General features: G+C 31.8%; 18 protein-coding genes. 13 read left to right on the plus strand and 5 right to left on the minus strand.

Annotated features, from left to right (window positions below):
- Positions 1-2 precede the first annotated feature (2 nt).
- The 4 genes from mreC to rodA are packed head-to-tail and all read left to right on the plus strand — an operon-like array spanning position 3 to position 4,447.
- Positions 3-815, plus strand: a complete 813-nt coding sequence (mreC, locus tag FOF46_RS07040; RefSeq protein WP_109435716.1) for a rod shape-determining protein MreC — start codon at positions 3-5, stop codon at positions 813-815.
- 4 nt (positions 816-819) lie between these two features.
- On the plus strand, positions 820-1,326 hold the full coding sequence (mreD, locus tag FOF46_RS07045) for a rod shape-determining protein MreD (RefSeq protein ID WP_109435717.1): 507 nt from the start codon (positions 820-822) through the stop codon (positions 1,324-1,326).
- Positions 1,323-3,194, plus strand: a complete 1,872-nt coding sequence (gene mrdA, locus FOF46_RS07050; RefSeq protein WP_143915959.1) for a penicillin-binding protein 2 — start codon at positions 1,323-1,325, stop codon at positions 3,192-3,194. Before mreD ends, mrdA begins: the two co-directional genes overlap by 4 nt.
- Positions 3,194-4,447: a rod shape-determining protein RodA gene (rodA, locus tag FOF46_RS07055; RefSeq protein ID WP_109435719.1), complete on the plus strand. Its 1,254-nt coding sequence runs from the start codon at positions 3,194-3,196 to the stop codon at positions 4,445-4,447. The genes mrdA and rodA overlap by 1 nt, the downstream gene beginning before the upstream one ends.
- Here rodA and FOF46_RS07060 read toward each other — a convergent pair whose 3' ends face one another.
- The gene (locus tag FOF46_RS07060; protein WP_143915960.1) at positions 4,448-5,242 is read right to left on the minus strand and encodes a DNA/RNA non-specific endonuclease; all 795 of its coding nucleotides are present in this window, start codon (positions 5,240-5,242) and stop codon (positions 4,448-4,450) included.
- A gap of 458 nt (positions 5,243-5,700) precedes the next feature.
- On the opposite strand from FOF46_RS07060, the gene FOF46_RS07065 reads away from it, so the two are divergent.
- The 4 genes from FOF46_RS07065 to FOF46_RS07075 all read left to right on the plus strand — a co-directional run bounded on the left by FOF46_RS07065 (position 5,701) and on the right by FOF46_RS07075 (position 8,057).
- Complete coding sequence (locus FOF46_RS07065) at positions 5,701-7,290, plus strand: vitamin K epoxide reductase family protein (protein WP_143915961.1); 1,590 nt, start codon at positions 5,701-5,703, stop codon at positions 7,288-7,290.
- A gap of 48 nt (positions 7,291-7,338) precedes the next feature.
- Complete coding sequence (locus FOF46_RS07070) at positions 7,339-7,545, plus strand: hypothetical protein (RefSeq protein ID WP_109435722.1); 207 nt, start codon at positions 7,339-7,341, stop codon at positions 7,543-7,545.
- Between the two features lie 102 nt (positions 7,546-7,647).
- Positions 7,648-7,815, plus strand: a complete 168-nt coding sequence (locus tag FOF46_RS31420; protein WP_160114110.1) for a hypothetical protein — start codon at positions 7,648-7,650, stop codon at positions 7,813-7,815.
- A 38-nt stretch (positions 7,816-7,853) separates the two neighbouring features.
- A complete protein-coding gene (locus FOF46_RS07075; RefSeq protein WP_109435723.1) occupies positions 7,854-8,057 on the plus strand; it encodes a hypothetical protein in 204 nt (67 codons plus the stop codon).
- A 78-nt stretch (positions 8,058-8,135) separates the two neighbouring features.
- Here the strand turns inward: FOF46_RS07075 and FOF46_RS31425 are convergent, their stop codons facing one another.
- The gene (locus FOF46_RS31425) at positions 8,136-8,297 is read right to left on the minus strand and encodes a hypothetical protein (protein WP_160114111.1); all 162 of its coding nucleotides are present in this window, start codon (positions 8,295-8,297) and stop codon (positions 8,136-8,138) included.
- A gap of 111 nt (positions 8,298-8,408) precedes the next feature.
- Positions 8,409-10,109 (minus strand): AraC family transcriptional regulator, encoded by a 1,701-nt coding sequence (locus FOF46_RS07080; protein WP_143915962.1) that lies wholly within the window; start codon positions 10,107-10,109, stop codon positions 8,409-8,411.
- A gap of 302 nt (positions 10,110-10,411) precedes the next feature.
- On the opposite strand from FOF46_RS07080, the gene FOF46_RS31430 reads away from it, so the two are divergent.
- Positions 10,412-10,579, plus strand: a complete 168-nt coding sequence (locus FOF46_RS31430) for a hypothetical protein (RefSeq protein ID WP_160114112.1) — start codon at positions 10,412-10,414, stop codon at positions 10,577-10,579.
- 172 nt (positions 10,580-10,751) lie between these two features.
- On the opposite strand, the gene FOF46_RS07085 is transcribed toward FOF46_RS31430, so the two are convergent.
- A complete protein-coding gene (locus tag FOF46_RS07085; protein WP_143915963.1) occupies positions 10,752-11,864 on the minus strand; it encodes an ABC transporter permease in 1,113 nt (370 codons plus the stop codon).
- Between the two features lie 7 nt (positions 11,865-11,871).
- On the minus strand, positions 11,872-14,007 hold the full coding sequence (locus FOF46_RS07090) for a carboxy terminal-processing peptidase (protein ID WP_109435726.1): 2,136 nt from the start codon (positions 14,005-14,007) through the stop codon (positions 11,872-11,874).
- 261 nt (positions 14,008-14,268) lie between these two features.
- On the opposite strand from FOF46_RS07090, the gene surE reads away from it, so the two are divergent.
- The 4 genes from surE (at position 14,269) to FOF46_RS07110 (ending at position 17,137) form a co-directional block, all read left to right on the plus strand.
- On the plus strand, positions 14,269-15,051 hold the full coding sequence (surE, locus tag FOF46_RS07095; RefSeq protein ID WP_109435727.1) for a 5'/3'-nucleotidase SurE: 783 nt from the start codon (positions 14,269-14,271) through the stop codon (positions 15,049-15,051).
- Positions 15,044-15,340: a hypothetical protein gene (locus tag FOF46_RS07100; protein WP_109435728.1), complete on the plus strand. Its 297-nt coding sequence runs from the start codon at positions 15,044-15,046 to the stop codon at positions 15,338-15,340. The genes surE and FOF46_RS07100 overlap by 8 nt, the downstream gene beginning before the upstream one ends.
- 89 nt (positions 15,341-15,429) lie before the next feature.
- Complete coding sequence (gene lpxB, locus FOF46_RS07105) at positions 15,430-16,542, plus strand: lipid-A-disaccharide synthase (protein WP_143915964.1); 1,113 nt, start codon at positions 15,430-15,432, stop codon at positions 16,540-16,542.
- 10 nt (positions 16,543-16,552) lie between these two features.
- Complete coding sequence (locus tag FOF46_RS07110; RefSeq protein ID WP_143915965.1) at positions 16,553-17,137, plus strand: C40 family peptidase; 585 nt, start codon at positions 16,553-16,555, stop codon at positions 17,135-17,137.
- Position 17,138: the final 1 nt, after the last annotated feature.

Below are 17,138 nucleotides of genomic sequence, written 5' to 3' on the forward strand. Positions count from 1 at the left end.
GTATGCAGCAGATTATTAATTTTTTAATAAAGAATAAACATTCTCTGCTATTTCTTTTGTTATTATTTTTATCCTTAGTCCTGACAATTCAATCTCATTCTTATCACAAAAGTAAGTTCGTAAGCTCTACGAATTTTTTAAGTGGAGGGTTATATGGCTGGCAACATTCGATAACTAATTATTTTGGACTAAAACAGGAAAACAAAAGATTACTAGAAGAAAATGAATGGCTACATAACCAGCTTAGTGCATTAGGTGTAGATTCTATTGTAAAACGAGAGATAGATACAATATCATTTGATAAACCTTATACGTATACCAAAGCCAGAGTAATCAAAAATGATTATAGTAAGATTGATAATTATATTCTTATTGATAAAGGAGAAAAAGATAGCATTTTTCCTGATATGGGAATAATAACAGATAAAGGTATCATAGGGATTGTAGAAAATACTTCAAAAAACTATAGTAGAGTCATCTCTATTCTTAATAGTAATTCCCGAATTAATGCTGGCTTAAAAAAATCTAATCAATATGGTTCTTTAACCTGGAATGGAAAAGATCCAAATATTGTACAATTAGAGACTATTCCGAGGCAAGCTATTTTTAAAGAAGGAGATACTATTATTACACATGGTCGTTCGACCATTTTCCCTAAAGGAATCGGAATTGGAACAATTTCAAACTACAAGTTAAATCAAAACAAAAGCTACTACTTAATCGATGTTAAACTATTTAATGACATGAGTAATATTGGTTTTGTATATGCCATAAAAAGTAGAGATATAGAAGAAATTAAAAGTTTAGAAAACTAAATTTATGAATAGGGATACACTATTACATATTGTGAGGTTTATAGTTTTAGTTTTGGTTCAGGTAACGATTCTAAACCATATTAATTTCTTAGGGTTCCTTAACCCTTATATTTATATTATTTTCATACTCCTTGCTCCTATAAACATCAACAAAAGTCTTTTCCTCGTTATAAGTTTCATATTAGGGTTAATCATAGATATGTTTGGAGATTCTGGAGGTGTACATGCAGCCGCTTGCCTTGTCATTGCATTTTTTAGACCAGTAGCATTGCGATCTGTTTTTGGGCTTAGTTACGAGTTCCAAACAGTAAAACTAAGTCAAGTTGGATTCGGAGAACGATTTGCCTATGTGATCCTGATGGTTTTAACACATCATATTGTACTTTTTTCATTAGAAATTTTTAACTTCTCTCACATACTATTGATCGTAAAAAAAACGTTATTCTCTAGTTTATTCACAATAGTGATTACCATGCTAGTTCTGGTGTTGTTTAGAAGAAATGATTCATGAGAAAGTTATTACTATACCTTATAATTGTAACTACCGGTGTTGTATTTATTGCAAGGCTTTTTTACTTGCAGATTTATAATACTTCGTTTGCTTCATTATCAGAAGATAATGCAATTAAAGTAATTTACGATTACCCTCAAAGAGGAGCAATCTATGACAGAAACGGAAGGTTACTTGTAACTAACCAACCATCATATGATGTAATGGTTATACCAAGAGAGTTAAAACCTTTTGACACATTAGAGTTTTGTTCTATTCTTAATATCAGTAAAGACAAGCTTATAAAAAGTCTTAAAAAAGCAAGAGTTTATTCTCCAAGGGTACCCTCAATAATTGTCCCTCAATTAACAAAAGATGAATATGCTTATCTGCAGGAAAAAATGCGGAAATTTGAAGGTTTTTATATTCAAAAACGTTCATTGCGAGATTACCAAACCGAAGATGCTGCAAATGTATTGGGTTATATAGGAGAGGTGAATGAAGCATTGATTCAGAAAAACCCTTATTATCTCTCAGGTGATCTTATAGGTATTGATGGTGTAGAAAAACAGTATGAAAATTATCTTAGAGGAGTTAAAGGAGTAAAGCGTATCCAAAAAGATAGGTTCAACAGAGATATGGGAGCTTACAAAGAAGGAAAATTTGATACCTTACCCGTAAACGGAAAAGATCTTACGGTTACTCTTGACACAAAACTTCAGGCATATGGGCGCTTGCTTATGAAAAATAAACGAGGAGGTATTGTGGCTCTCGAACCATCGACAGGAGAAATATTAGCTCTTGTTACAGCTCCAAGTTATAAACCTGAACTACTTGTAGGAAGAAAAAGATCTCCAAATTTTACTAAATTAGTGTATGACACTATTGCCATTCCTTTATTTGATAGAGGACTAAAAGCAGAATATCCACCTGGTTCACCATTCAAAACCATAAATGCATTAATAGGATTACAGGAAGATGTAATTGACACTAGAGAAAGTGTTTCTTGCAGAATGGGATATTATTATGGAAAAAGAGGTCAAAAACTAGGGTGTCATTCTCACAGGAGCCCTTTAAGCATGATTCCCGGAATTTCAAATTCTTGTAATGCGTATTTTGCTACAGTGTATAGAAGAATTATCGAAAAATATGACACCCCGCAGGAAGGTATAGATAATTGGAAAAAACATGTGCAAAGTTTTGGGTTAGGAAATTATCTGGGAAACGATTTACCAGCTGGGAGACCCGGTAAAGTACCTTCTTCTGAATATTATAATAAAATCTATCAATATCCAACTTATAAATGGTATGCTTCAGCAACATTATCTAATGCCATAGGACAGGGAGAAGTATTAGCAACTCCAATCCAGTTGGCTAATATGACTGCTGCAATTGCCAATAGAGGTTATTATTTCACTCCTCACATTATAAAAGCAATAGATGGTAAGCCCATAGAAAATGAAAACTATACTGTACCAAAAATTACAACAATTGACAAAGAGCATTTTGAACCTGTAATTGAAGGAATGTATCAAGTATATACTCAAGGTACTGCAAGTTCTTTACAAGTAGAAGGAATAGAAATTTGTGGAAAAACTGGTACTGCCGAAAATTTTACCAAAATAGACGGAAAAAAAACACAACTTACAGATCACTCTGTATTTATTGCATTCGCCCCTAAAAACAATCCTAAAATTGCAATTGCAGTCTTTGTAGAGAATGGATATTGGGGTGCTAGATATGCAGGAAAAATAGCTTCTTTAATGATAGAACAGCATATAAATGGTAGTATTACCAGAACTGATTTAGAAAAATGGCTTCTCACTCATAGTCTCGAAGAGGAATATGCAAAACCTTATAGTGGCGAACCTTTTAAAATTAATCAATAATGGCAAAATCCAGTGTAGCTGCTATAGATTGGATAACGGTCCTATTATTTTTACTTCTAGTTGGGTTTGGATGGGGAAATATCTATTCTGCATCTTATGAAAATGAAGCGTTCTCTTTTACAGATTTTTCTGAAGTATATGTAAAACAAGGGTATTGGATTTTACTTAGTATAGTTTTGATTGTTATTACTCAAGCGGTAGAAGTAAAATTTTATGAACGATTCGCCGGATTAATTTATGTAATATCCTTGCTCTCTCTTTTAGGTCTTTTTGTACTCGGTAAAAACATAAACGGCGCTACATCCTGGTATGCTTTTGGACCAGTTGGATTACAGCCTTCAGAATTTGCAAAGTCATGCACTGCTTTGGCATTAGCCAAATATTTAAGTGACATGCAAACCAATATTAATCTACTTGGACACCAGGTAAGAGCATTTTTGATTATAGCAATACCCGCTGTAATTATTATACCTCAACCTGACCCCGGAAGTGCATTAATATACGCTGCCTTTTTCTTTCCTTTATACAGAGAAGGGTTAGCTGCAATATATCTTATTGTAGGAGCTTCTGCTGCCGCATTATTCATTCTAACTCTGCTTTTTAATCCTATTTGGGTAGTGCTTGCTATCGCCACAGTTATGCTATTGATATTAATTAAAAATAGAAAACAAAAACCCAAATACTCAAGGTATCTCCTTACAATTATCGTAGTAACTGGCTTCTGTTTTTCTGTAAACTATATTTTCAATAATGTATTCGAACAACGACATAGAGATCGATTTAATATTGTATTAGGTAAGGAAGTAGATACAAAAGGAATTGGATATAACACCAACCAAAGTGAAATCGCAATAGGTAGTGGTGGCTGGGTTGGCAAAGGATGGAAAGAAGGAACGCAAACCAAAGGTGGTTTTGTACCAGAACAGCATACAGATTATATATTTAGCACGGTTGGAGAAGAATGGGGTTTCCTTGGAGCAACTTTGGTTATCATTTTGTTTATTTCATTATTAATTAGACTTATTCATTTAGCAGAAAGGCAAAAAACACAATTTAGCCGTGTGTACGGCTATAGTGTTATTGGTATCTTATTTATTCACTTTGCTATTAATGTTGGTATGGTTACAGGACTAATGCCAACCATTGGAATTCCCCTTCCATTTTTTAGCTATGGAGGATCGGGATTATGGGGATTCACCATTTTACTTTTTATTTTTATTAAACTAGACTCCAATAGAGTTAATGAGTGGTAATTAAAATTTCCAACCTTTTGTACCCGAAGAAGCTTCTAATTGATTTTCTATTTTATCATCTAACTGTGGAAAAAAATCTATTCCGGTTAGCTTTTCGATTTTATCAACCGGTACAACAAATTGCTTCAAAGATGTATTAGACTTCTTGTGAGGCATTAAAAAAGCAATCATTTTGGAGTTTTTTGCATTTTCCTTTAATATAACTTTGTAAAAATATCTTGGTACAGATACAGCTTCATAACCAATATCATCCAGATCATCAGATAACACTCCCCCAGTAACCACGTAGACTCCATCATATAGTTGCGCCCAATATCTAGTTTTTTGTTCTAAGGCATTCCATATACCGCTATTAAATTCACGATTCTGTGGACTCACATTTGAAGTAAAAAATGTTTCCTCAAAAGCTTCATAAGTAAATCTCCTGTCTCCTGCGGGGCATAAGTGCCCTCTTTCATAGCCAGATTTTTTATAATTACGCCAATCTGCAGAAGATGATCTCACTTTTTTATCCTGTTTGAAATATGGTCGTTTAAAATTGTTATCTGACAAATGTTCTTTTTTTAATTCGTAAGCAACCCACTCCGCCTGTTCGTGCTTTTCAGAATACGATAATGAATAGTGATCATGAGTTATTATAGCCCCTGTAGTAGATGTCGGTAAGTAAAAAAAACCATACTCAGATACACCATCTCCATTTTGTTCTGTCGTATACTCTCCTTCATACTGCTCGACGTAGTAAAATCCAATAGTAACAATAATAATTAATATAGGGTAAAGATATTTTCTTTTCAATGTTTTATTTTTTAAGAAGACAAAAATAGTAAAATGATTATGTCATGTCTTTTAATTACTTCTAAAAGTAGATTACACAATTACAATCAATACTATATTTATCTATTTTCCATAATATTAAAAGAATATTTCTTTTTTTATTGAAAACTTTAACACTAATGTTCTTCTTTTTTAATTAAGTCATAAAAAAACCAATTCAACCCTGATTTACAGATAGATAACCCAACGAATCAACCCTAAAACTATCCAAATTACGGATATACCATTGTATTTTTGAGCTATATACATATTGACATACCGTTTTTAAAGTTTTATTTTAGTGAAGTTAACTTTTGGAGGTCAACACCCAACGGAAATTAAATTATACCTAAATCAAACAGTTACCATTTCTAGTAATCAGATAACCTTCAGTAAATTAATTTTTTACAGTTCTTAAACAAATCATTTTTAAAAAGTCTATGAAAAATAATATCGAAAAAATTGTTGAAACCGTTTTGGTTCAAAATCGAATAGGCAACTATGAAAAAAAAGACTTAGAACTTCAGTTACAAATACACCCTAATTACCCAAGTTTTCAATCGATTACTGATACTCTAGATTATTTTGATATCGATAATATTGCGGTAGAAGTTCCTCTAGATGCTTTGGATCAACTACCAAAAAGTTTTGTAACTCTGGTTAAAACGGCAGAATCTTCTGAAGAAATTGTCACTGCTATTAAAAAAAATCAAAATATAGAAATTAAGCACAGTAGCTTAAAGAAAAAGAAATTTACTCTTGAAGAATTTAAAGAAATTTGGATTCCCAAGGTTATTGCTGTAGAATACAATTCAAAACAAAGTCTTTTATCCAATGGGTCGTTTCTTCAGAATCTTCTTGCAATAACATTAATCGCCGGTTTAGTTTTATTAGCTATCAGTAGAGTCTGGACAATTGATCAAATTCTTTTTCTGATTGTATCTCTTGTAGGTGTGACCTTTAGTTTTTTTGCACTTCGCGAAAGTTTAGGTATTCAATCTCAAACCATTCATCAGTTTTGTACTTCTGTTGGGAACACAAATTGTGGAGATGTCATAAATAATAACAGTGGTAAGCTCTTCAAGAATTTTTCACTTGCTGATGCTGGCATTGTATTTTTTAGCGCACTTACACTATATCAAATTTTTTATGGTTTCACCAGTGTATTGCTTATTCCAGCACTTGCAGGAATTCCATTTGTATTATATTCTATCTATTCTCAAGCTTTTATTATAAAAAAATGGTGTGCAATATGCCTTGCTATGGTAGCTGTTTCTATTGGATTAACAATAATAGCATTACGAAGCCTTCAGTTTGATATTGATATTTCTCAAATCTCAGGGTTTTTAATTGTTACTACATTATTTACTTCAATTTATTTATTTGCAAAGGAAAAAATGGTGGAAAACAAGACTTTTAAAGGTGACAATTTAAAGTTAAATCACTTCAAAAGAGATAGTCAGATTTTTAACCACTTACTCAGTCTTTCAGAAAAAATAGAAGATAATTCGACTATAGAAAACGAAATCGTATTAGGTAATCCAAATGCTCCATTTAAAATCATTAGTCTTACCAACCCTATGTGTGGATATTGTAAAGATGCGTTCGAAGCTTACACTCGTACTTTAAAGGCTATGGGAGATCAATTGCAGATCATTATTCGTTTAAATGTAAAAACTGATGATCTAGAAAATAAAGCAACGCAAATAGCCTTGATTCTTTTTGACATCTACCAAAACAAAGGAGCTGATGAATTTATAATAGCATACAACAATTGGTTTGCCGACAGAACACATAGCAAATGGATAAAAAAATATGGTCTTCCTGCAAAGAATCCAGGCTATATATCAGTTTTAGACAAACAATCAGAATGGGCAGAAAAAAACAACCTTTACTATACTCCCGCTTCACTAATAAATGACACAATTTATCCTAAAAAGTATAGCTATTCAGAGTTTTTTCATTTTATGAATATTATGATCGAAAATCATAATGATGTTATCGAAAACCAAGAACCTGTTGAAATTTAATATTTAATGTAGTGTATTCAATATAGTTTAACTTAAAATCAATATAATATGTTACCAAAAATTTTGAGATTAAAAAATGTTAGACAACTTAATAAAAACCAACAACGTACCATTAAAGGAGGATTCACCCTTCCTGGATCAGATGATTGTGGATGTATTGTAATGGGACCCAGAGGTTTCTTAGAAATTATAGCTGTATCATGCAGTAGCACTTGCCCAGACGGGACCGATCCCATTGGAGGATTAGGTTTTTGACCAAAACCAAATAAGATATTGTAAGATGAACCATAGCATGTCATTTTGAATATGATGATGATTGAATTTTGATAAATATGTTAATTCTTAAAACCTAAAATTATGAAAAGAATCAAAAAATTACATGGAGCCAAAGTGCTTTCAAAAAAAGATCAAAGTACTATTATTGGCAATGGTCTTGTTATCTGCTTGGTATTCTGCCCTACATATTGTGTATGTATAGGTGATCGATGTGAATATCGCGATGGAAGAAATTGCTCTGCTCTATAAAATTATTAGTTGAATCATAATCTTAAAACCAAAAACAGATGCTAAAGAAAATTTTAAATTTAACAGATACCAAGAAAATTGAAAAAAAAGATCAAAAATCAATTTCTGGAGGCCGGATTCCTACATTAAACAAATGTTATCCAAGTAGTGATCCAGAATGTTGTGGAACTGCTCAGTGGCAATGTGGTATTGGACCTCACAGTGGTGGGTTATTCAACGGTTATTCTTGTGACTGTTTTTAGAACTAAATTAAAATTAAAAAAGTCCAACTCTTATTCTTATTAAAGTTGGACTTTTTTTATAGTTAACGACGCTGTACTTTAGAGAATAGCTTCAAGCCAGCAAGGTATACTAGATCTTACAGGTTTTGTATCAGTTATTGTAGGACAACTTTTAGTGAACTCTTCTCCTCCCTTAATTGATGACATGTTATTTAATTTTGTTACCCTAAATTTTTCAATTCCTAATTTTGATTTTTTCATGTTGAGTTCTTTTTATAATTATATCATTTTAAAAGTACATAATTATTAAAAATGATAGATTACAAAAATCCAAAAGACTCTACGTTTTCAGGAATTCGTATCAAAAAACAACTACATTTCTTCATTAGTCATTTCTCCTATTTTCTTAACAAAATAAGAGGGATGAATTCCTGTGCTTTTATAAAAAGCTTTAGAAAAAGCTTGAGTAGTATTAAACCCAACTTCTGAACCTATTGCTTTAACAGTATAATTTCTAAATTTCCGATCCAATTTGAGTTTCTCTACAACACAATTGATTCTTAAATCATTAATATAATTGCTAAAGTTTTTATTTTTATATGTATTTATAATCTTGGATAGGTATTTAGAATTGGTATCAAACTGTTTTGACAGGTCATTAATAGTAATGCTTGGATTCAAAAACGCATCACTATTTTCAAATTGCTCCAATCGTTGTAAGACATCATTAACAATATCACTAGATATACCAATAGCCCCCGAATTTGCTGTAGTTTTCTCAGAATTATGTTCAATTTTCGAATTCATTACTTCATTAAATCGACGCTTTAATGTTTTTTGTCTTCTATAATAATAGATCAATCCCAATAGACTTACTCCCAAAAGTATTGAAACCAACATTAACTGATTAGAGACTTTTACATTCTTATTCTCTAATCCAGATATTACTCTTTCTTTTTCTTTTAACAACTTAGGCGTATCATATTCTCTTGCTAGCTTTTTACTTAGATATTTATAATTACTATATAGTATACTATCAACTTTTAGGAGTCTTTCAATATATAATAACTGATTTTTATCATCATTTTTAGATTTATAATAATTAATCAAAAACTCATAAGTTTCCCTAGATTTAGGATGAATATCGTTTGTGATATTAAATAAAGAATCTACTTTCTTAAAATTTACTATTGCACTGTCTATTTCTTCTTTTTCTAATAATGTTTTTGCATAATAATAGTAAGCCAATATTAAGTTCGGCCTATCTATTTTCATTCTAAAGTTTTTAATAACTTTAGAAATACTATCATATGAAACATCATATTTTTTTAGGTAATATTTATTAATCCCTTCATTTAATACAAAATCATAGTATTTTACATTATTTCCTGAAAACAGTGATTCTTCTATCCCTAATCTATTATAAAACGTGGCTGAATCATTCTTACCAACTTTAACATAACCATCTGCTAACGAAAGTAAAGTGATTAAATAATTGTTATTATCTTTTTCTTTAAAATTTCTTTCATTAGCATACATCCAACTTTTTTTAAAAATTTCAAGAGCTTCTTGATATTCTCCTACTCTACTTTTTAATAAACCTATACTGTATTCCGTTATATAATTAAGTCTAGGCAAACTATCTACATATAGTTTGGCTGTTAAAAAATTATCCAAAGATTTATCAAATTCTCTCTTTTCATAAAAATAAACACCTTTGTTTAAGAAACTCATTCCCAAAAATCTAGAGTTATTTATCTTCTTAGAAATTTTAATTATACTATCAGAATAAGAAAGAACATTATCATTATTCTCGTTAATAGTTGATAAAAAGAAAAAGCCATTTAAAATTTGAATTGTGTCTCTTTCTTTTTTGCCTTTTTTCAAGATAGCTATAGCATAAGAAGTAGACTTAATAGAATCTTGTATATTCTTTATTAGTGAATTTTGAAGTTGTTTGTATGTTTTATTACTTAAAGAATCTGACTCAACTTCTTTTTGAATTTCTTGTTTAGCATAAGACTGTAATCCAAGACACAATACAGCGATTATAATGGTAATCTCTTGTTTCATAAGCTAATCTTACATTGAATTTGAACTAGTAAACATGAATTAAAAAACCAACCTAGCTTATAGTCCTGAATTTGTGCAATTGTATAGAATATAAATATAATATTTTTTGATGTTAGGCTTCTTCAAAAAACAAAAATTACACCTTCATTATAAGCCAGAGTTTTATCACATAATATACTCATACGGATTCGCGGAATTCATAGTACGTTTTCATGAATGCTTATTTACTTCCTTTGTTTTACCCTTATCTGCTGATCTATATTTGAGTTGAAAAATTAATCTAAAAACAAAATTTTATCATTATGAAAAATTCAAGTTTAGAAAGCCTTAGGTCTTTTGAAATGTCAAGAAGTGTAGCAATAACTGTAAATGGAGGCGGTCCTAGAAGAAAATGTATTAGAACTGCTAGGTTAAACGGAAACCAATTTTTAATACCACTTTGTAAAGAGTTACCAAAAGGAAATTACTAATTTCCGAAAAGTTCGTAATTAAAATCTTCTGGAGAATTATATCAAAGTATGCATTCAGAAGGTTTTTTTATTAACCATAATTACGCCCGCTAATAATGGATTTCAATACATCTAGACTACACTCTATGTGATAGATTAAAAATATTAGCCCTTTTCAGGATCATCTTAAACCTTAATTTTTCACATCCAAGGCATCCCTAAGTGCATTTCCTATTAACATAAAGGCCATCACCAAACTCATAATGCCTAAACCCGGTATAATAGCGAGATAAGCTTTACCCAAAATAATATAAGAATAATGATCCTTGATCATAGCACCCCAACTCGGCATTGGAGGCTGAGCTCCTATCCCCAAGAAACTGAGTCCGCTCTCGATAAGTATTGCGCCTGCAAAGTTAGCCGCAGAAATCACAATTACAGGAGCTAAACTATTAGGTAATATATGTCGCGTTATGATTCTAAAGTTTGTAAATCCAAGCGCTTTGGCCGCTGTTACATACTGCATTTGTTTTACACCTAATACCTGTCCTCTAACTACACGAGCTACTTCTACCCACATGGTTAAACCAACAGCAATAAAAACTTGCCAAAATCCTTTTCCTAATGCCAAAGTAATAGCGATTACAAGTAGCAAAGTGGGAATTGACCAAGTAACATTTATCAACCACATAATCATAGCATCTATTTTACCTCCAAAATAACCAGCAATTGCTCCAAGTGATATTCCTAAAATCAAAGAAATCAATACCGCAACAAAACCTATTGAAAACGAAATACGAATACCGATCAACATTCTACTTAACAAATCTCTCCCGTATTTGTCGGTACCTAATATAAACCTTTGGTCTGCAATATATTCTTTAACTATTTCTTCTTGTGTCAAGCCTTCTGGAAAACGCCCTAATTTGATGTCTTTTGATAATTCTATCACTTCTCCTTCACTATATGGAGAAATCTTTAATACATCATCTTCAAAACTATATCGTTCTATAGGGAGCTCTGTATCTGAGTTTTTTTCTCCAAAAAAAACTTTATCCAAAAATGATTGATCAGAGACATCCTGAGAAGGAATAGTAAGCATTTTAACCTTAAACCCTGGAGGTTTTGAATGAATCGATAAGTGCATCTGATTAGCATATTGCGAATCATCAGGAGCAAAAACATAAGCAAAGACAGCTATAATAGCACAAAAAACAATAAAGTAAAAACTCAAAACGCCCCAAAAATTCTTTTTGAATTTCTGGAGCGCTAGTGTACTTAAAGAGTTTGACTTTGCTTTGGGCATTAATACATTAATTCTTTACCGTAAGTGGGTTTTTAGATCTTCTAATATTATTGATCTTTAAATCCTCAAGTACGCTAATTGCCTCTTCTACATAAACATCTTTACTAAGGCTCTGATGCCATCTTTTTCTCTTCTCTGCCAAAACAGAATCTGCACTCATTAGATTCTTTTCATAAGGTAAAGATTCAAAAGTAAGATTAGTTTTATAATCATTTATCTTATCAAACCGTTCTGCTTGTTTCTCATTAAGAGCTATGTTTAATTTATACTTACTGTATTGTAAAGAATAATTGTTTATATCTCTTTTTTGACTCACCCATTTTGCGTTTTCGTCTATCAACTTTAATTGATCATTCTTTGACATACGTTCTTTACTATTATTGATCGTTTGATCAAAATCAATATAGCCATCCCAAATTGAGTAATCAGCTGCTGCTATTTTATCCCAAGGAAGTGGATTCTCCTGATCTTTTTCACCAATATCAATATAACTATAACGATCTGGAACTACTACATCACTTTTTACTCCCTCTAGTTGCGTTGATCCTCCATTAACTCTATAAAATTTCTGAGTAGTAAGTTTTAACGCTCCAAGATCTCCAAAATCATTGCTTCGCATCCAACGGTTAAGATCCATTACATTTTGAACAGTTCCTTTACCATAAGTTTGCTTACTCCCAATAATAATGGCTCTTTTATAGTCCTGCATTGCTGCTGCCAAAATCTCTGAAGCAGAAGCTGACAATTCATTTACCAAAATTACTAATGGACCATCCCAAAGAATATTCCTATCCTTATCACTTAACACTTCTGGAGATTCTCCTTTTGTTCGTACTTGAACTATTGGTCCTTTTTCTATAAATAAACCTGCAATATCGACAACAGTCTGTAATGACCCTCCCCCATTATCACGCAAATCAATCACCAAACCATCCATGTCTTGTTCTTTAAGACGGATAATCTCTTGTTTTACATCTTTGGCAGCATTACGTTGATTATAATCTTGCATATTAAAATAGAACTTAGGAAGATTAACAATTCCATAAGTTTTATCATTTTTCTTTACTACAGATGATTTTGCATAGGTCTCTTCCAGTTCTACAACATCTCTAACAATATCTATAATTTCAGTAGTACCGTCTACTTTCTTTACTGTTAATGTTACTTTTGTTCCTTTAGGTCCTTTTATTAGACTAACTGCATCATCAAGGCGCATTCCAACAATGCTTACTGGCTCTTCTTCTTCTTCCTGCTTTACTTTCATAATAAGATCTCCCACTTCAACTTCATTACCTCTCCATGCCGGACCTCCAGAAATAATTTCTACAATCTTAACATTATCATTTTTTTTCTGAAGTCTTGCTCCTATACCTTCTAATTTTCCAGACATCGCGATATCGAACCTATCTTTATCTTGAGGAGCAAAATAAAACGTATGCGGATCAAATTCTTCTACAATAGAATTTATATAAATAGAAAACCAATCTTTTCTTTCCAGGTCATCAGCAAACTCAAAATATTCCTTCAAAGAAGTTTTGGTAATTTCTCGAGCCTCACTTTCTAAAACAATAGATGTTTTACGATTGTAATCACTGTTTTTGGTAACAGAATCTATTTGTTCTTCTACTTTATCATAATAGCTGGATAACGCATTAAATTTAAGTTGCAGCCTCCATCGATCTTTCATTTGATCTTTAGTTTCTACATAAGGTAGATTTTCATAATCTGTATTGATTTCTTCATCTTTTTCAAAATTGAAAGGATGTTCCAAAATCTCCTTATGCAATCTTCTTGCATCAGCCATTCTGTCTTGCAAACGATCATATGTCAGATTAAAGAAAGTAATTTCCTTATTTCTAATTTCATCATCAATCAATTTTTCATATTTCTTAAACTCTTCAATATCACTCTTAAAGAAATAACGCTTTAAAGGATCTAAAGCATCAATATAATCAGTGAAGACTTCTTTAGAAAAATCATCATTTATATCTTTTGCATCATAATGCCCTTTACCTAAGACATAACTTATTAAATCAATTAGTAATTTGTCTTTATCCGGATCGTTTTCAACCTTAGAAGTAAAACTACAAGAAGCCGCCGAAACGATTACGGTAAGCATCAAAATCAAAAAACTCTTTTTCATACGCTCATTTAATTTAGGGATTCAAGGCAAAATACATTAAAAATCGTGCCAATAACTCGTAATATTACTAAATTTTTCTTAAATGAACTAATATTATTTCTCTCTCTTCAATCCCTTACTGTTTCATTGATTTATCCATATCAATTTTATAAGGATTAAATCAAATTTGTTAATTCTCATTTTATGCACCCCGAACTTTACTAAACTATCTTATTTCATATAAAAAAGTGTATTTTTACCAGTACAAAAAAGACCTTTTCTATGACTCAAAAAAGACCCTTGATCTTAGTAACTAATGATGATGGAATTAATGCCCCAGGGATACGAGCATTAATACAAGTGATGAATGAAATTGGAGAGGTGGTCGTTGTCGCACCGGATAGTCCACAAAGTGGAATGGGGCATGCCATTACTATAAACAGCACCTTATATTGTGATCCTGTTATTGTTAATAAAAATTCACCACAAAAAGAATATAGCTGTTCTGGAACTCCAGTAGATTGTGTAAAAATGGCAGCTCGCCAAATTCTTGATAGAAAACCAGACTTATGTGTCAGTGGTATCAATCATGGTTCAAACTCTGCTATTAATGTCATTTATTCTGGGACAATGAGTGCTGCTGTTGAAGCTGGTATCGAAGGGATTCCTGCTATTGGTTTTTCTTTACTTAACTATGCAATGGATGCCGATTTTGAACCTTCAAAGAAATATGTGAAAACTATTGTAGAAAATGTACTCAAAAATGGGTTACCAAAGGGAGTAGTCCTTAATGTTAATATTCCTAAATTATCCAAAAACGAAATAAAAGGAATCAAAATATGTCGACAAGCAAATGCACATTGGGTTGAAGAATTTGACAAGAGAACAAATCCTATGGGACGAGAATACTACTGGCTTTCTGGTAAATTTATTAATGAAGACGAAGGTGAAGATACTGACGAATGGGCACTAGGACAAGGATATGTTTCTGTAGTACCTACACAATTTGACCTTACTGCGCATCAATTTATAAAAGAACTAAACAATTGGCCATTACATGATTAAAAAAGAAATTCTTATCGGTGTTCTTACCGGTTTATTTGCTAATAGTATAGGGTTTATCTTATGCGTATTTATTTTTTCTGCATTAAGCGCCCAAACATTATCATTTTCTGAAACTATAAAAGCTTCACTACAAAATGACTCCTTTGGAAGTTTGATTGTTCTTGGAGCAATCCCAAACCTGGTTCTTTTCTTTCTATTTTTAAGAAAAAACAGAATATATCGATCTCGTGGCGTGCTTCTTGCTACACTTATTGCAGCTATTTGTATTGCAATTAGTAAATTTGGTTAATCTTAAAAAAACACAATAACAATTTACATAAGACCTAATGCATATTAACCCATTACATCTGATCATTAAAAAAGAAAAAATATAACCAGATGAAATACTATATTATAGCAGGAGAAGCATCTGGTGACTTACACGGTGCAAATCTCATGAAATCTATTCTTAAAGAAGACCCAAAAGCAGAATTTAGGTTTTGGGGTGGTGATCTCATGCAGGCTGTTGGCGGATCAATGGTAAAGCATTACAGAGATCTTGCATTTATGGGTTTTATAGAAGTTCTTCTTAACTTATTTACTATCCTAAAAAACATAAAACTTTGCAAAAGAGATATTCTCGAATATCAACCAGATGTCATTGTTTTTATTGACTATCCCGGTTTCAATTTACGAATTGCAGAATGGGCAAAAGAAAAAGGGTTTAGAACACACTATTATATTTCTCCTCAGATATGGGCATGGAAAGAAGGTAGGATAAAAAGCATCAAAAGATGTGTGGATATGATGTATGTAATTCTTCCTTTTGAAAAATCTTTTTATGAAGACAAACACGAATTTCCCGTCCAATTTGTAGGACACCCATTGATTGATGCAATTGCAGATCACAAACAAATCCTACCCGAAGTTTTTAAAAAGAAGCATAACTTAGATGATCGACCAATCATTGCTATATTACCGGGAAGCAGAAAGCAAGAAATTAGAAAAATGCTTGAAGTAATGCTAACTGTGGTAGATGATTTTCCTGATCATCAATTTGTAATTGCCGGAGCTCCCAGTCAGGATGCATCTTTCTATTCTCCTTTTATTAAACAACAAGGAGTTCATCTTATCATGAATCAAACTTATGATCTGTTAAGTTTAAGTAATGCCGCTTTGGTGACCTCGGGAACAGCTACCCTGGAGACTGCTTTGTTTAAAGTACCTGAAGTGGTGTGCTATAAAGGAAGTTATATTTCATATCAAATTGCAAAACGAGTAATTAACTTAGATTATATATCTTTAGTAAATCTCATTATGGATAAACCTGTAGTAACAGAACTTATACAGGATGATTTTAACACTAAACGTCTAAAAGAAGAGCTTAGCATCATTATTGATGATTATAAAAGAGCTGTTATGTTTTTAGATTATTATGATTTGGAAAAGAAACTTGGAGGAAGAGGTGCAAATGACAAAACCGCCAAGTTAATTGTCGAGTCTATACAATAAAACACCCCAAATGAAAAAGACATTCTACTACCTACTAGTTTGCTTAAGTTTTATACTGTATTCTTGCGGAAGTTCATCTGGAAGAAGTTCATCAAAAAACAAAGTTGTTATCTCTGGAAAAACAAAAAGTACTTCCAAAACCAGAACAACTAGTAATCCAAATGAAAAAACAAAAAACACTTCTAAAACCAGAGTAACCGGAAGTTCCAGCAATAAGAAGATTAAAAGCATTATTAAACATGCCAAAACCTTTAGCGGAACCCGTTATAAATATGGGGGAACTACAAAAAAAGGGATGGATTGTTCTGGTTTGGTATATACTTCTTTTAAAAAAGAAAACGTTGTCCTTCCCAGAACTTCAAGAACTATGGCAACACAAGGTAAAGCCGTTTCGTTAAAAAAAGTTGTTGTTGGAGATTTATTGTTTTTTAAAACCAACAAAAGAAAAAATGTAATATCTCATGTTGGACTAGTTGTTGAGACTAAAGGAGCTATTAAATTTATTCATGCTTCTACTTCGAGAGGTGTTATTATATCAAGTCTGAATGAAAAATACTGGAATAAGTCTTTTGCCTGGGCAAGAAGGGTATTATAAA

The organism is Aquimarina algiphila, from assembly GCF_007489275.1.
Lineage (GTDB): Bacteria > Bacteroidota > Bacteroidia > Flavobacteriales > Flavobacteriaceae > Aquimarina > Aquimarina algiphila.

What these genes read in the sequence shown, in the direction of transcription:
- FOF46_RS07065 (WP_143915961.1), top strand. Translation starts at nt 5,701, where the DNA reads ATGAAAAATAATATCGAAAAAATTGTTGAAACCGTTTTGGTTCAAAAT.
- mrdA (WP_143915959.1), top strand. Translation starts at nt 1,323, where the DNA reads ATGAGAAAGTTATTACTATACCTTATAATTGTAACTACCGGTGTTGTA.
- mreC (WP_109435716.1), top strand. Translation starts at nt 3, where the DNA reads ATGCAGCAGATTATTAATTTTTTAATAAAGAATAAACATTCTCTGCTA.
- rodA (WP_109435719.1), top strand. Translation starts at nt 3,194, where the DNA reads ATGGCAAAATCCAGTGTAGCTGCTATAGATTGGATAACGGTCCTATTA.
- FOF46_RS31420 (WP_160114110.1), top strand. Translation starts at nt 7,648, where the DNA reads ATGAAAAGAATCAAAAAATTACATGGAGCCAAAGTGCTTTCAAAAAAA.
- lpxB (WP_143915964.1), top strand. Translation starts at nt 15,430, where the DNA reads ATGAAATACTATATTATAGCAGGAGAAGCATCTGGTGACTTACACGGT.
- FOF46_RS07100 (WP_109435728.1), top strand. Translation starts at nt 15,044, where the DNA reads ATGATTAAAAAAGAAATTCTTATCGGTGTTCTTACCGGTTTATTTGCT.
- FOF46_RS07090 (WP_109435726.1), bottom strand. Translation starts at nt 14,007, where the DNA reads ATGAAAAAGAGTTTTTTGATTTTGATGCTTACCGTAATCGTTTCGGCG.
- FOF46_RS07110 (WP_143915965.1), top strand. Translation starts at nt 16,553, where the DNA reads ATGAAAAAGACATTCTACTACCTACTAGTTTGCTTAAGTTTTATACTG.
- FOF46_RS07080 (WP_143915962.1), bottom strand. Translation starts at nt 10,109, where the DNA reads ATGAAACAAGAGATTACCATTATAATCGCTGTATTGTGTCTTGGATTA.
- mreD (WP_109435717.1), top strand. Translation starts at nt 820, where the DNA reads ATGAATAGGGATACACTATTACATATTGTGAGGTTTATAGTTTTAGTT.
- FOF46_RS31425 (WP_160114111.1), bottom strand. Translation starts at nt 8,297, where the DNA reads ATGAAAAAATCAAAATTAGGAATTGAAAAATTTAGGGTAACAAAATTA.
- FOF46_RS07085 (WP_143915963.1), bottom strand. Translation starts at nt 11,864, where the DNA reads ATGCCCAAAGCAAAGTCAAACTCTTTAAGTACACTAGCGCTCCAGAAA.
- FOF46_RS07070 (WP_109435722.1), top strand. Translation starts at nt 7,339, where the DNA reads ATGTTACCAAAAATTTTGAGATTAAAAAATGTTAGACAACTTAATAAA.
- FOF46_RS07075 (WP_109435723.1), top strand. Translation starts at nt 7,854, where the DNA reads ATGCTAAAGAAAATTTTAAATTTAACAGATACCAAGAAAATTGAAAAA.
- FOF46_RS31430 (WP_160114112.1), top strand. Translation starts at nt 10,412, where the DNA reads ATGAAAAATTCAAGTTTAGAAAGCCTTAGGTCTTTTGAAATGTCAAGA.
- surE (WP_109435727.1), top strand. Translation starts at nt 14,269, where the DNA reads ATGACTCAAAAAAGACCCTTGATCTTAGTAACTAATGATGATGGAATT.